Source organism: Mycolicibacterium sp. ND9-15, assembly GCF_035918395.1.
GTDB lineage: Bacteria > Actinomycetota > Actinomycetes > Mycobacteriales > Mycobacteriaceae > Mycobacterium.
On sequence record NZ_CP142362.1, the window covers coordinates 917,085 to 929,825 of the forward strand.

Sequence of the window (12,741 nt, forward strand, 5' to 3'; positions counted from 1 at the left end):
GCCGGGGGGCCGAACGTTCACTTTCGCCGAGATCTAAACGGTGCCGAGATCTAACCGGTGAAGGTTCGCGCGACGAAGAGGAGGAGCATGACGACGTCCGAAGTCAGCGACGAAGACTTCCAGGAGATCCTGGCGCAGACCCGTCAGTTCGTCCGGACCGCGGTGGTCCCGCGTGAGCAGGAGATTCTGGCGGGCGACCGGGTGCCCGACGAACTGCGCGACCAGGCCAAGAAGATGGGTCTGTTCGGCTACGCGATCCCCCAGGAGTGGGGCGGCCTGGGACTGAACCTGTCGCAGGACGTCGAGCTCGCGATGGAACTCGGTTACACCTCGCTGGCGCTGCGCTCGATGTTCGGCACGAACAACGGCATCGCCGGGCAGGTCCTGGTCGGGTTCGGCACCGACGAGCAGAAGGCGCGCTGGCTCGAGCAGATGGCCACCGGCGACGTCGTCGCCTCGTTCGCGCTGACCGAGCCCGGCGCCGGGTCCAACCCATCGGGCCTGCGCACCAAAGCCGTTCGACTTGACGACAATTGGGTGATCACCGGCCAGAAGCGGTTCATCACCAACGCGCCCACAGCCGACCTGTTCGTGGTGTTCGCGCGCACTCGTCCCGCCGACGCGGACGGCGCGGGCATCGCGGTGTTCCTGGTGCCCGCCGACACCGCGGGTGTCCGGGTCGGCGCCAAGGACGCGAAGATGGGCCAGGAAGGCGCCTGGACGGCGGACGTCAGCTTCGACGATGTGCGCGTGCCGGTCGGGGCGCTCGTCGGCGGCAGCGAGGACATCGGCTATCGCGCGGCGATGATCTCGCTGGCGCGCGGACGCGTGCACATCGCCGCGCTGGCCGTCGGGGCCGCACAGCGCGCACTCGACGAGTCGGTCGCCTACGCGGCGACCGCGACACAGGGGGACACCCCGATCGGGAACTTCCAGTTGGTGCAGGCGATGCTCGCCGATCAGCAGACCGGTGTGCTGGCGGGCCGCGCGCTGGTCCGCGACGCCGCGCGCCAGTGGGTCACCGGCGAGGACCGCCGGTTGGCGCCGTCGGCGGCGAAGCTGTTCTGCACCGAAATGGCCGGTGACGTCGCCGATCTCGCGGTCCAGATCCATGGCGGCAGCGGCTACATGCGGGAGGTTCCCGTCGAGCGCATCTACCGCGACGTCCGGCTGCTGCGGCTCTACGAGGGCACCAGCGAGATACAACGGCTCATCATCGGGTCGAACCTCGTCAAGGCTGCGCAGAGGGACCGCACATGACCGCTCGGCTCGCCGGCAAGGTCGCGTTCATCACCGGCGCCGCCCGCGGTCAGGGGCGCGCGCACGCCGTCCGGATGGCCGGCGAGGGCGCGGACATCATCGCGATCGACATCGCCGGAAAGCTGCCGTCGTGCGTGCCCTACGACCACGCGACGCCGGAGGACCTCGCCGAGACCGCCCGACTGGTCGAGGCCACCGGCAGGCGGATCGTCACCGCCGAAATCGACACCCGGGACCACGACGGTCTGCGCCGGGTGGTCGACGACGGAGTCGACCGGTTCGGCCGCCTCGACGTGATAGTGGCCAACGCGGGCATCTCGCCGCCGCAGGTCTGGGATGAGATCACGCCGGAGGACTTTCGCGACGTGATGGACGTCAACGTGACGGGCACGTGGAACACCGTGATGGCGGGCGCGCAGAAGATCATCGACGGGGGTCGCGGCGGATCCATCATCCTGATCAGCTCGGCTGCGGGGATCAAGTTGCAGCCGTTCATGATTCACTACACGGCCAGCAAGCATGCGGTCACCGGGATGGCCCGCGCATTCGCCGCCGAACTCGGCAAGCACTCGATCCGGGTCAACAGCGTGCATCCAGGTCCGGTCAACACCCCGATGGGGTCCGGGGACATGATCGCCGCGATCGGCAAGGCGATGGAGACCAATCCTCAGTTGGCGAACATGATGACGCCGTTCCTACCGACCTGGGTGCTGGAGCCCGAGGATGTCTCCGACGTGGTCTGCTGGTTGGCCAGCGACGAGTCGAAATACATCACCGCTACCGGGATCTCGGTGGATCAGGGCTCTACTCAGTACTGACGAAGGACCCACGCGAGCTGGACCCACACCGCAGGGACGGGTCTCAGCGGATGAAGCGGACGATCGACTCCGCCACGGCGGCCGGCTTCTCCGAACCGTCGATCTCGATCGTGGTGGTCATCGTCGACTGCACGGCACCGTCGAGCTGATCGATCTTCGTCAGCTCGGCCCGAGCGCGAATCTTGGCCCCCACCTTCACCGGCGTGATGAAGCGAACCTTGTTGTAGCCGTAGTTGATCGCCATCGCGACGTTTCCGACCGTGTACAGCTGGTGTGAGAAGTGCGGCAGCAACGACAATGTCAGCAAGCCATGTGCGATCGTCCCACCGAACGGGCCGCCCGCCGCCTTCTCCGGGTCGACGTGGATCCACTGGTGGTCCTCGGTCGCGTCGGCGAACAGGTTGACGCGCTCCTGGGTGACTTCGAGCCACTCGGTGGGGCCGAGCTGGCTGCCCTCGGCCGCGATGAACTCGTCGAGGTCGCTGAACTTCTTCACAACTTCTCCTTCGTACCGGCTAGAGACCCGGCTAGAACACGACGGTCTGGTTGCCGAATCGGACGATGCGGTCTTCACAGTGCCACAGCACCGCTCGGGACAGAACAACGCGCTCCACATCTGAGCCGAGGCGGACCAGGTCCTCCACGCTGTGCCGGTGGTCCACCCGCACCACGTCCTGTTCGATGATCGGCCCCTCGTCGAGGTCGTCGGTCACGTAGTGTGCCGTCGCTCCGACGAGCTTGACCCCGCGCTCCTTGGCCCGCCGATACGGAGCAGCGCCGATGAAGGCCGGCAGGAACGAATGATGGATGTTGATCAGCGGAGCGCCGAGTTCCGTGATGAACCGCGGCGTCAGGATCTGCATATACCGCGCCAGCACCACGAGGTCGACGTTGCCGCGAAGCAGGTCGAGTTGGCGACGCTCCGCCTCCTCACGAATCTCCCCGGTCGCCGGCACGTGGATGAACGGGACCGAGAACGGCCGCACCTGGTCGGCGAGGTCGGGGTGGTTTGCGATCACCATGGCCACGGACATGTCGAGTTCACCGCGACGGTTGCGCCACAGCAGATCCAACAGGCAGTGGTCTTCCGTCGAGGCCATGATCGCCACCCGTTTCGGTTTGGCCGCCTCGGTGAGCCGGAAGTCCATCCCGAAGGGTTCGCCCACGCGTTCGGCGAAGTCACGCTCGAGTTCGTCGCGCACGGCCGTCAGGCCGGGTAAGTGAAAGATGGTGCGCTGCATGAAGATGCCGCCGGACTGTTCGGTCGAGTGCTGGTCGAGCGACACGATGTTCGCACCCGCTGTGGCGAGAAAGGCGCTGATGGCCGCGACCAGGCCGGGGCGGTCCGCGCAGCGCAGCAGTAACCTCCCGACATCCTTGACGGACACGGACCCCGCGCCCGGGCTCGGATACTCTCCCGTCACTCGTGACAGGGTGTCACTCGGCCGCTGGTCCCGCAGCAAAACACCACATCGCGCGATACCGGCGCGAGCCCCGCCCAAGGTCGGATACCCGGTGCAGCGTTGTGCACTCATAGCTTTCGAGAAGCCGGCCCTCATACGTCGGCACGGTCGCGGGATCCTAATGGGGGCACCAACACCGACGGCGGCAAACGGTCGAGAACCACCAGCGCCGGCAGCTGCCCGAGTAGCGTCGTCGGTGAATTGGGAACCTGACCGCCTCGTCGTCGCCGAACGGGGCGCTCCCGGTTCACTGTTCCCGACCGGAATGACCGTTAACTTAGGCGACCCGGCGTCACGTCACTTAGTGAACTAGGTTTACTGTGTAGGACGCCAAGCAGACAGGGGAGCGACGATGGACCTCAAGTGGTCGGCGACCGATACGGCGTTTCGTGACGAGGTACGCAGTTTTCTCGACGAGAAGCTCACGCCGGAGTTGCGCCGCGCCGGACGCCTGATGACCAGCGTGTACGCCGACCACGACGCGAGCATGGAGTGGCAGCGGATCCTGCACGAACGGGGCTGGGCCGCACCAGCATGGCCGGTGGAACACGGCGGCTGCGACTGGAGCCTCACCCAGCACTACATCTTCAGCCGGGAGTCCACGATCGCCGGCGCGCCGGCGCTGTCGCCGATGGGCATCCGGATGGTGGCCCACGCCCTGATCAAGTTCGGGACAGACGCTCAGAAAGAGTTCTTCCTCCCCCGCATCCTCACCGGCGAAGTCTTCTTCTGCCAGGGTTACTCCGAGCCCGAGGCGGGCTCCGATCTCGCCGCGCTGTCGATGGCGGCCGTCATCGACGAATCGGCCGGGGACCTCGTCTGCACCGGCAGCAAGATATGGACCACCCACGCCCGGGAAGCGAACTGGATGTTCGCTCTGGTGCGGACGACGAAAACGCAGAAGAAGCAGCAGGGCATCACGTTCGTGCTCATCGACATGGCCTCCCCCGGCATCGAGATCCGTCCGCTGGTGATGACGTCCGGCGAAGAGGTACAGAACCAGGTGTTCTTCGCCGAGGTGCGGGTGCCGAGAACGAACGTGCTCGGCAAGATCGATGACGGGTGGACGGTCGCGAAGTACCTGCTGGAGTTCGAACGCGGGGGCGGCGCGTCGTCACCGGCCCTGCAGGTGATGGCGCAAGAGATCGCCACGGCCGCGGCCGGCGAACCGGGACCCACCGGTGGCCGACTGATCGACGATCCGGCCATCGCCCTGCGGCTGGCCGATGCGCGAATTCGCACCGAGGTCCTCGAAATCCTCGAGTACCGGGTGCTCGCGGCGGTCGCCGAGGGCAAGAACCCCGGCGCCGCCTCGTCGATGCTCAAGGTGCTGGCGACGGAGTTGAGCCAGGCGATCACCGAACTCGCCATGGAGGCGGCGGGCCCGAGGGGCCGCGTCTACCAGCCGCACGCCACCTGTCCCGGCGGTCCGATCGCCGAGTTCGAGCCGCCGCAGGATGGTTACCTCAGCGGTGAACCTTGGCAGGCCGTCGCACCGCTGCGCTACTTCAACGACCGGGCCGGCTCGATCTACGCGGGCAGCAACGAGATTCAGCGCAACATCCTGGCCAAAGCGGCTCTCGCACTCTGAATAGGGGGCTCTGATATGGACTTCAACCTGAGCAAGGAACAGGAGATGCTGCGCGACGGCTTGAACAAGTTCCTGTCGAGCCGATACGACCTGGAGAGCAGCCGCGCTGCGGCGAAGTCGGCCCCCGGCTGGCAACCCGACATCTGGTCCGGCTTCGCGGGCGAACTCGGCATTCTCGGTGCGGCGTTGCCGGCGGACGTCGGCGGAATCGGCGGCGGGCCGGTCGAGGTGATGGTCATCGCCGAAGCCCTCGGCCATGCGTTGGTGGTCGAGCCGTACGTGGACACGGTGGTCGTGGGCGGCGGCTTGTTGCGTCGGGCGGGCGGTGAGCTGGCCGCGCAGTTGCTCGAGCGGATCATCGACGGGACCGCCATCGTCGCGCTCGCGGCGACAGAGGCGGCTTCCGGCCACAACTGGGCGGAGGTGGCGACGACCGCCGAACGCGACGGCGACGGATGGGTACTGCGGGGGTCGAAGATCGTCGTCGCCGGCGGACCACTGGCCACCCACCTGTTGGTCACCGCGCGCACCTCGAACGGAGTCTCGTTGTTCGCCGTTGATCTCGACTCGGTAGCGGGCGCCGTCGCGGCCCACCACTACCGGACCGTCGACGACCGGCGAGCATCCGACCTCACCTTCGACGGTCTGCGGCTTGCAGGCAGCGCGCTGCTCGGTGAGGAAGGTCAGGCGTGGCCGTCGCTGGCGCAGGCACGTGACGAGGGTGCTGCCGCGGTGTGCTCGGAGGCGGTCGGCTGCATGCGAAAGGTGTTGGCCGACACCGTCGAGTACACCAAGCAGCGCCGGCAGTTCGGGCAGCCGATCGGAAGTTTCCAGGTGTTGCAGCACCGCATGGTCGACATGTACATGGAACTAGAGCAGGCGGTGTCCGCCGCATATTTGGCGGTGCTCAAGCTCGATGCCGACCCCGATGAGCGGGCACGCGCGGTGTCGGCGGCCAAGGTGACCGTCGGCCGGGCCGCACGGTTCATCGGACAGCAATCCGTCCAACTGCACGGCGGCATGGGCATGACCGAGGAACTCGCGATCGGCCACTACTTCAAGCGGCTCACCGCGCTGCAGTACGAGTTCGGCACCACCGCCTACCACGTCGCGCGGTACGCGGAGCTGACCAGGGCCTGACGTCCCAAAGGACCAAAGGCCCTGTCCCTGACGGTGGTTTGCACCTAACGTCGGAAGTACCCGTCAGGCCGCGAAGGAGGACGACATGGCTGCCGGTCCGCACGGAATTCTCGTCGGCGTCGACGGATCGCCCGACTCCGAAGCCGCGATCCAATGGGCGACCCGTGAAGCCATCCTGCGCGATCAGCCGATCAGGTTGCTCCACGCGATCGCTCCGGTCGTGGTGACCTGGCCGGTGGCTTACCTGGAAGCGAGCTACATCGATTCGATGGAAACGAGTGGCCGCGACATCCTCGACCAGGCGCAGAAGATCGTGCAGACAGCGTCGGGCGACAAGGCGCCGCCGACCATCGAAACGGGCATAATGCACGCCGCGGCGCCCGCGGCACTCGTCACCGCCTCGCGGGACGCCTACATGACCGTGTCCGGCAACCGTGGCCTCGGCGCCATCGGCCGTGCCCTACTCGGATCGGTCAGTAGCGGCCTGCTGCATCACGGACACGGCCCGGTGGCGATCGTGGGCAGCGAGAGCGCCCGGACCGTCGATGGCACCGCTCCCGTGTTGGTCGGCATAGACGGATCAGCGGCCTCGGAAGAAGCCACGGCGCTGGCCTTCGACGAGGCGTCGAGGCGGGGCGTCGGGCTCGTCGCCATGCACGCATGGACTGATGTCGGCTTCCCCGCCATCGGAAGCGACTGGGAGCGCTACGACGAAGGAGGCCACCGGATCCTTGCCGAACGCCTGGCCGGCTGGCAGGAACGGTATCCCGATGTGCAGGTGGAACGTCAGATCGTGCCCGATGAGCCGGCGCGCCGGCTCGTCGAAGCGTCGGAGGGGGCGCAACTCGTCGTCGTCGGAAGCCGAGGCCGCGGCGGATTCAAGAGCCTGCTCCTCGGCTCCGTCGCGGGCAAGGTGGCACAGGCCGCCAAGTCGCCGGTGATCGTCGTCCGGCCTCGGTGAGGTTCGCGGCGGGCCGACCGGGCCCGGCTCAAGCCTTCTGCCGACGGTCGACGTAGGCGGTGACGACGTCGGTCAACGCGCGCAGCTCGCGGCCGACGTCGATGGGTTCCTCGACCGCCATCTTGGCCACCATCGCACCCATCAGAGTGGTCCAGATCAGGTTGCCCACCGCGTCGGCGTGTTTGCGGTCGAGGCCCTCGGCGACGAAGCGGCCGAGCCGGGTCAGGGTGGAGAACAACTCCGTCAGATGGCGCTGATGCGCATCGGTCCGGCCGGTCCGGGTCGCGATCAAGATCTCCAGCGCCGCAATCGATGTCGGGCTCAAGAACGCGTCGGCGACGGCGTTGATCACCAGTTCGGTGCGCGCGCGCCCGGCGTGCTCGCGCAACGTCGGCTGAACGCCGTGCAGGCAGTCCACCAGTTGACCGAAGCCCTCGTCGACGACGGCCATCAACAGCCCGTCACGATCACCGAAGTGGTATTGGATCACGCCCCAGGTGACGCCGGCGCGTTCGGTGATGTGCTTGGCGCTCGCCGCACCGAAACCTTCTTCGAGGACGCAGCGGACCGTTTCGTCGATGACCATCGCGCGCGTTCGATCCGCGCGGACCTGTTTGCCGTTCGCAGGACGGCGCGGCGCGACGTTGGCGACCTGAGGCATGCGCTACCTCTTGAAGCGCCCGGCGAACCCGCGCAGCGGCAGGTCCGCGCTGGTGATCAGCCCCGGGGGCGCGGCGACCACCGACCGGATCGCGTGCAGCGCAGGCATTCCCGTGACCGTCATACCGATGGAGGCGAACGCCTCGGGGTTGGACAGGTCCACGCCGGGCCTGGGGAAGATCATGTGCTTGTTGTACACGCACGGGTCGCCCTTGATCTGGGTGATGTAGCAGCCCTTGATATCCCAGTGCGGATCGGTGTGCGGCGTCATCTGCCATTCCAGATGGGTCTCCACCCTCGGCACACCGTCGACCATGCCCTGGTACTTGATGTAGTTGCCGCCGAGCGAACCTTTCGGCAGCTGGTACCAGCCGAGATCGACATCCTTTGTGCAGGCCCCTAATTCGTAGCTGAACTTCACCTCGTCGAGTTGCAGATCGAAGCAGTCGGCCATCATCAGCACGCTGTCGGCGAAGACGCGGGTGTACTTCTCCAGCTTGCCCGGGATCTCGGGATCGTCGACGGGCCGGCCGTATCCGACCTCGATCCAGGTGTCCCTCGAGTGGTGACACGACACGTCGACCGACTCGATGGTGGTGACGTTCTCGATCTCGGCCACATCGGCCGAACACACCACGCCCAGAATCTGATTCAGCCCGGGGTTCATGCCGGTGCCGTAGAACGTCGAACCGCCCTTGCGGCAGGCGTCCTCGAGAAGCCGGGACACCGCCTTGCCCGACGGATGCGGATGGTTGGTGTCGCGGTGCCAACCGGTGATCCAGTCCGCCGTCGTCACGATGTTGATGCCCGCCTCGAGGACCTTGACGTAGAGATCCTCGTCGGGGAACACGCCGTGGAACGTCAACACATCTGGTTTGGCGGCGATGATCTCCTCGACCGTGCCGGTGGCCGTCACCCCGACCGGGCCGATACCGACGATCTCACCGGCGTCACGACCGACCTTCTCGGGTGTGTAGCAGTGCAGTCCGACCAGCTCGAGATTCGGGTGCTCGCCAATCCGCTTGATCATCTCGGTACCGAGGTTTCCCGTCGCGACCTGGAAGACACGGGTCGGACGTTCGGTCGGTGCGGTCATTCGATTCGGCCTTTCTCGGACACAGTTGCCGGACAGGAGGATTCAAGATCCGAGGCATTGCCGCCACGGCCGTCGGGATAGAACTGGGCCGCCCACTTGCGCAGGGCGGTGAAACCTTCGTACTCGGCCGTGGCGAGCGCGGGCGGGTCGGAGTAGCGCTGGTGCGACCAGATGTGTACGTCCTGGGTGAACTGGCGGATGACCTCGGCGCCGAACTCGGTGGCCTTCGCCTCGGCCCGCTGATCGTCGCGTCCGGGGGTCCGGCCGATGTACACCATGAAGCGGACGTCGGACGTGCGGTCGTCGACGGGGGTGATCGCCGAGATCGTGCGGTTGTCGACCATCCCCCAACTCTTGGTCACCGCGATGCCGAGCCCACCGTTGATGGCCTCCACTCCGCTCTTGACGTCCTCGATCGACTGCGTGTCGTCGCCTTCGAACGTGATCGTGAAATCGACGTAGGACCATGGATCGGCGAAGTCGTGGCGGGTGAAGACCGGAATGATCGGCGTCTTGTGCACGAATTTGAAGTGCGCGAAATCGACACCGTTCTCCAGCACGTACTGCGGGTGCAGTTCCAGTCCCACCCGGTAGAGGGTCATCGGGGGGTAATAGTCGGCGGCGCTGCCGGCGGCGCCGAAGCTGCCGAAGACATCCGGGGCGTCGAAATACGGCGCACGTCCCTCGAGATCGTGCCAGATGTAGATCGAGTCGTTGCGTTCGGTGACGGGATAGCTGCGGATACGACGGCCGCGGTTCGGGCGGTCCTGGTACGGGATGCAGACGTTGCGCCCCTCGGAGTTCCACCGCCAGCCGTGGAACGGGCATTCGATGACCTCACCCTCCACGTGTCCCCCGTAGCCGAGATGCGCGCCGAGGTGTTCGCAGTAGGCGTCCATCACGACCGCTTCACCGGAGGCCGTTCGCCAAGCGACCATCTCGCGATCGAAGTACTTCATCCGCCGGACGTCGCCGGGCTCGAGCTCCGCCGACCACGCCACCTGGAACCATCCGGTCGGCTTCATCGACAGGGGTGGCTTGGCCATCGATGTCCTCTCGGGCTGCGCTGAGGCGGGGTCGGTCGCGACAAATCATAGAGCACTCAATGTAAAAGTCACCAGCGTGATTTCGCCGGGTGTCGGCGTGACCTCAGAATGACTTCGTGGCCAACCGAATCCAGGCGCTTCTCGGCGTCGACTTTCCCGTCGTGCAGGCGCCGATGACCTACATCGCCCGCGCTGAACTCGCTGCGGCGGTATCCGAGGCCGGTGGCCTCGGCATGATCGAGACGCTGACCGAGGAAGGCCGCGCGGATCTGGTCCGGGTGCGCAGTCTCACCGACAAGCCCGTCGCCGCCAACCTGATGATCCAGGGCTGGAAGGCCGACCCGTCGATCGTCGACACGCTGGCGGCGGCCGGCGTGAGCCACGTCTTCACCTCAGCGGGTGATCCGGCCCTGTTCACCGGGCGCCTGCATGACGCGGGAATGACGGTCGTGCATGTCGTCGGGTCACTCAAGGGCGCGCGCAAGGCCGCCGATGTCGGCGTCGACGCGTTGGTGGTGGAGGGCGTCGAGGGTGGCGGATTCAAGTCGCTGCTCGGTGCGTCGACCATGGTGCTGCTTCCGCTGGTCGCCGAGAACGTCGACTTGCCGATCATCGCGGCGGGCGGGATGTGCGACGCGCGATCCGCGGCCGCGGCCGTGGTGCTCGGCGCCGAGGGTGTCCAGATGGGCACGCGGATGCTGGCCAGTACGGAAGCGGCCGTCCACGCGAACTTCAAGGATGCCATCGTCACCGCCGACGACGCGGGCACCGTGCTACTTGACATCCCGGGCAACCCGACGATGCGGGTGTTGCGCACCGGTCTGGCCGCGCAGGTCGCGGCGCAGGGCCCGAACGCCCGGCTGTTGGGTAAGATCACCGAGCTGTACTTCGACGGCGATATGGACGCCAGCGTGGCCAACACGGGTCAGGTGTCATCGCGGATCGACGAACTGCTGCCGGTAGCCCAGATCGTGCGGCGCACATGGACCGAGATCGAGGCCGCGTTGGCCGCCGCCAAGTCGAGGACGTGACCGTGGGCCTAGGCGACGCGTTCGAGGGTGCGCGCCGTCCGCTCCGCTTCCGGACACACCGCGCGTTTGGTCCGTGGGCCACGGGCTCGCTGGCGCAGAACGACCATCGAAGCCGAGCGGGCGATCCCCAGCGGTCCGGGCCCGGCGAACCGCGCGATGCCCGAGGCCCGTAGCGCCAGGCCGGCCTTGGCTTGCCGGTAACCCACCCGTACTCCCGCCGCGGCGACGACGAGAAGGGCGCCGACCCCCGGCAGCGCCATGGCCGCCAGCGCCGTCAGGGATGCCGGGACGAGAACGGCTTCGATGACGTGCTCGAAGATGGACTTCGCACTGACCGGGGTGGCGGCGGGCTTCAGCGGCACGGTTCCCGAGACTGACAGCGGTTGAACCCCGCTGCTGGCCACCTTCTCCGGCTGCGGCCGCGGGGCCATGGTGCCGAAGAGCCGGGCGCCGGGCGCGGGAGCCACGGTATGCACGACGACCTCGCCGGCATGCGGCCCGACGAACGGTCCGTCGGCAGGGGCGCCCACCCTTCCGGCGTGCAGCGAACCGCTCCCGCCGATCAGCGATTGGGGCGGACCGGCAGAAGCGGGCATCCCGAGCATGGCGTAAAAATCTCCCGGCATCCGGGTGACCGCGCCGACCACCGTCGTCACCATCGTCTCCAGCGACGTGATGACGTCTCTGATCGGTGTCTGCGAGGTCGGCAGCGCAGCGAGCGACTCGGACCACGTCGTCATCGCGCCGTTGATGCTGACGAACGCGTTGGTGAGGGGATCGGCACTCTTGGAACGGGGTGCCACTGGGTCACTGGTTGGCGGGACCGGGGCCGTCGCCGCCTGCGGGGTCCCCGTGGCGTCCGCGATGGGGCCGGAGTTCGAGGAAGTCGCCGAGGCGTCCGCGGGCGCCGTCTGCACCGTCGCCACCGACTGACCGGCAGCCCCGGTGTTGGGTTCCGTCTCGGTGGCGAGTTCTTGTGTGGCGGGGGCGGTCTCGCTCTCCTGCGCCTCGACGGCGGGCGCAGTTCCGGTTTCGACGGCGGGTGCAGTTCCGGTTTCGACGGTGGGCTCGGACTCCGATTCGGCCGCGGTCGCCGTGCCGACCTGCGACCCCTTGCGGTTCTGGGCGCCGACGTCGACGCCGCCCCGCACGATGCCGCCCCGCACGATGGTCGTCGGACGGTGGAATCGGCCCTGCCGTGTCGGGGAGAGCCTGGTGAAGCTGGGGATGCGACGCGTTATGCGGGACTGGGTGTTGGTGGCGCTTTCACTCGGTGCGCTGGACGCGTCGGCACCTGTGTCGGTCGCGGAGGAACCCTCGCTAGCCCCCGTCGAACCACTACTCGCACCGCCGTCCGAGCCGGGGTCAGCACTGGCGATGGCACCGCCGGCACCCAACAGCAACCCGGCAGCGAGTACACAGACACCCGCCGTGATGCGCAAAGGCGACGTGGAAATGGTTCCCCTCCGTCCGAAAACGAACCCTCGTTGCAGAGGGTTCGAAACACGATTGTGACACATGAACGGCCCCGCAATACAGAGGTATCGGCGAGGATTCTGGGGAGCACCGGGTAAGTCTTTGCCCATTGAACGACCCGGCGGAATGGCTGGTCAAGATCAATAGGACTACGGCCCGATGGCGTGCTGGTTTTCGAACTGCCGTCATGGACCCCAAC

At 67.0% G+C, this 12,741-nt stretch carries 12 protein-coding genes; 6 read left to right on the plus strand and 6 right to left on the minus strand.

Annotated features, from left to right (window positions below; genetic code table 11):
* The first annotated feature begins 87 nt into the window (after positions 1–87).
* Both QGN32_RS04490 and QGN32_RS04495 read left to right on the plus strand, forming a co-directional pair.
* The gene (locus tag QGN32_RS04490) at positions 88–1,260 is read left to right on the plus strand and encodes an acyl-CoA dehydrogenase family protein (RefSeq protein WP_326547450.1); all 1,173 of its coding nucleotides are present in this window, start codon (positions 88–90) and stop codon (positions 1,258–1,260) included.
* Positions 1,257–2,078, plus strand: coding sequence for a mycofactocin-coupled SDR family oxidoreductase (locus tag QGN32_RS04495; protein WP_326547451.1), 822 nt, complete (start codon positions 1,257–1,259; stop codon positions 2,076–2,078). The genes QGN32_RS04490 and QGN32_RS04495 overlap by 4 nt, the downstream gene beginning before the upstream one ends.
* A 43-nt stretch (positions 2,079–2,121) precedes the next feature.
* Here the strand turns inward: QGN32_RS04495 and QGN32_RS04500 are convergent, their stop codons facing one another.
* Together QGN32_RS04500 and purU are read right to left on the minus strand one after the other, a co-directional pair.
* Positions 2,122–2,574, minus strand: coding sequence for a MaoC family dehydratase (locus QGN32_RS04500; protein ID WP_326547452.1), 453 nt, complete (start codon positions 2,572–2,574; stop codon positions 2,122–2,124).
* Positions 2,575–2,605: 31 nt separating this feature from the next.
* Complete coding sequence (gene purU / locus QGN32_RS04505) at positions 2,606–3,502, minus strand: formyltetrahydrofolate deformylase (protein WP_326547453.1); 897 nt, start codon at positions 3,500–3,502, stop codon at positions 2,606–2,608.
* A 391-nt stretch (positions 3,503–3,893) separates the two neighbouring features.
* Here purU and QGN32_RS04510 point away from each other — a divergent pair, with 391 nt between their 5' ends.
* From QGN32_RS04510 to QGN32_RS04520, 3 genes are all read left to right on the plus strand, one after another.
* Positions 3,894–5,132: an acyl-CoA dehydrogenase family protein gene (locus tag QGN32_RS04510; protein WP_326547454.1), complete on the plus strand. Its 1,239-nt coding sequence runs from the start codon at positions 3,894–3,896 to the stop codon at positions 5,130–5,132.
* A gap of 15 nt (positions 5,133–5,147) precedes the next feature.
* Complete coding sequence (locus tag QGN32_RS04515; protein ID WP_326547455.1) at positions 5,148–6,272, plus strand: acyl-CoA dehydrogenase family protein; 1,125 nt, start codon at positions 5,148–5,150, stop codon at positions 6,270–6,272.
* Positions 6,273–6,357: 85 nt separating this feature from the next.
* A complete protein-coding gene (locus QGN32_RS04520; protein WP_326547456.1) occupies positions 6,358–7,233 on the plus strand; it encodes a universal stress protein in 876 nt (291 codons plus the stop codon).
* A 28-nt stretch (positions 7,234–7,261) separates the two neighbouring features.
* Here QGN32_RS04520 and QGN32_RS04525 read toward each other — a convergent pair whose 3' ends face one another.
* Genes QGN32_RS04525 through QGN32_RS04535 form a run of 3 tightly spaced genes read right to left on the minus strand, consistent with a single transcriptional unit; the run spans position 7,262 to position 10,035 of the window.
* Positions 7,262–7,894 (minus strand): TetR/AcrR family transcriptional regulator, encoded by a 633-nt coding sequence (locus tag QGN32_RS04525; RefSeq protein WP_326547457.1) that lies wholly within the window; start codon positions 7,892–7,894, stop codon positions 7,262–7,264.
* 3 nt (positions 7,895–7,897) lie between these two features.
* Entirely contained in the window at positions 7,898–8,989 is a 1,092-nt protein-coding gene (locus tag QGN32_RS04530) for an NAD(P)H-dependent amine dehydrogenase family protein (RefSeq protein WP_326547458.1), read from the minus strand.
* Positions 8,986–10,035 (minus strand): Rieske 2Fe-2S domain-containing protein, encoded by a 1,050-nt coding sequence (locus QGN32_RS04535; RefSeq protein WP_326547459.1) that lies wholly within the window; start codon positions 10,033–10,035, stop codon positions 8,986–8,988. Before QGN32_RS04535 ends, QGN32_RS04530 begins: the two co-directional genes overlap by 4 nt.
* Before the next feature lie 116 nt (positions 10,036–10,151).
* On the opposite strand from QGN32_RS04535, the gene QGN32_RS04540 reads away from it, so the two are divergent.
* Positions 10,152–11,066 (plus strand): NAD(P)H-dependent flavin oxidoreductase, encoded by a 915-nt coding sequence (locus QGN32_RS04540; protein WP_326547460.1) that lies wholly within the window; start codon positions 10,152–10,154, stop codon positions 11,064–11,066.
* Between the two features lie 8 nt (positions 11,067–11,074).
* Here QGN32_RS04540 and QGN32_RS04545 read toward each other — a convergent pair whose 3' ends face one another.
* The gene (locus QGN32_RS04545; RefSeq protein WP_326547461.1) at positions 11,075–12,232 is read right to left on the minus strand and encodes a hypothetical protein; all 1,158 of its coding nucleotides are present in this window, start codon (positions 12,230–12,232) and stop codon (positions 11,075–11,077) included.
* Between the last annotated feature and the right edge of the window lie 509 nt (positions 12,233–12,741).

Bases quoted from the DNA above. Each gene is read 5' to 3' on its own strand.
- QGN32_RS04490 (WP_326547450.1), top strand. From the start codon at position 88: ATGACGACGTCCGAAGTCAGCGACGAAGACTTCCAGGAGATCCTGGCG.
- QGN32_RS04495 (WP_326547451.1), top strand. From the start codon at position 1,257: ATGACCGCTCGGCTCGCCGGCAAGGTCGCGTTCATCACCGGCGCCGCC.
- QGN32_RS04510 (WP_326547454.1), top strand. From the start codon at position 3,894: ATGGACCTCAAGTGGTCGGCGACCGATACGGCGTTTCGTGACGAGGTA.
- QGN32_RS04515 (WP_326547455.1), top strand. From the start codon at position 5,148: ATGGACTTCAACCTGAGCAAGGAACAGGAGATGCTGCGCGACGGCTTG.
- QGN32_RS04520 (WP_326547456.1), top strand. From the start codon at position 6,358: ATGGCTGCCGGTCCGCACGGAATTCTCGTCGGCGTCGACGGATCGCCC.
- QGN32_RS04525 (WP_326547457.1), bottom strand. From the start codon at position 7,894: ATGCCTCAGGTCGCCAACGTCGCGCCGCGCCGTCCTGCGAACGGCAAA.
- QGN32_RS04530 (WP_326547458.1), bottom strand. From the start codon at position 8,989: ATGACCGCACCGACCGAACGTCCGACCCGTGTCTTCCAGGTCGCGACG.
- QGN32_RS04535 (WP_326547459.1), bottom strand. From the start codon at position 10,035: ATGGCCAAGCCACCCCTGTCGATGAAGCCGACCGGATGGTTCCAGGTG.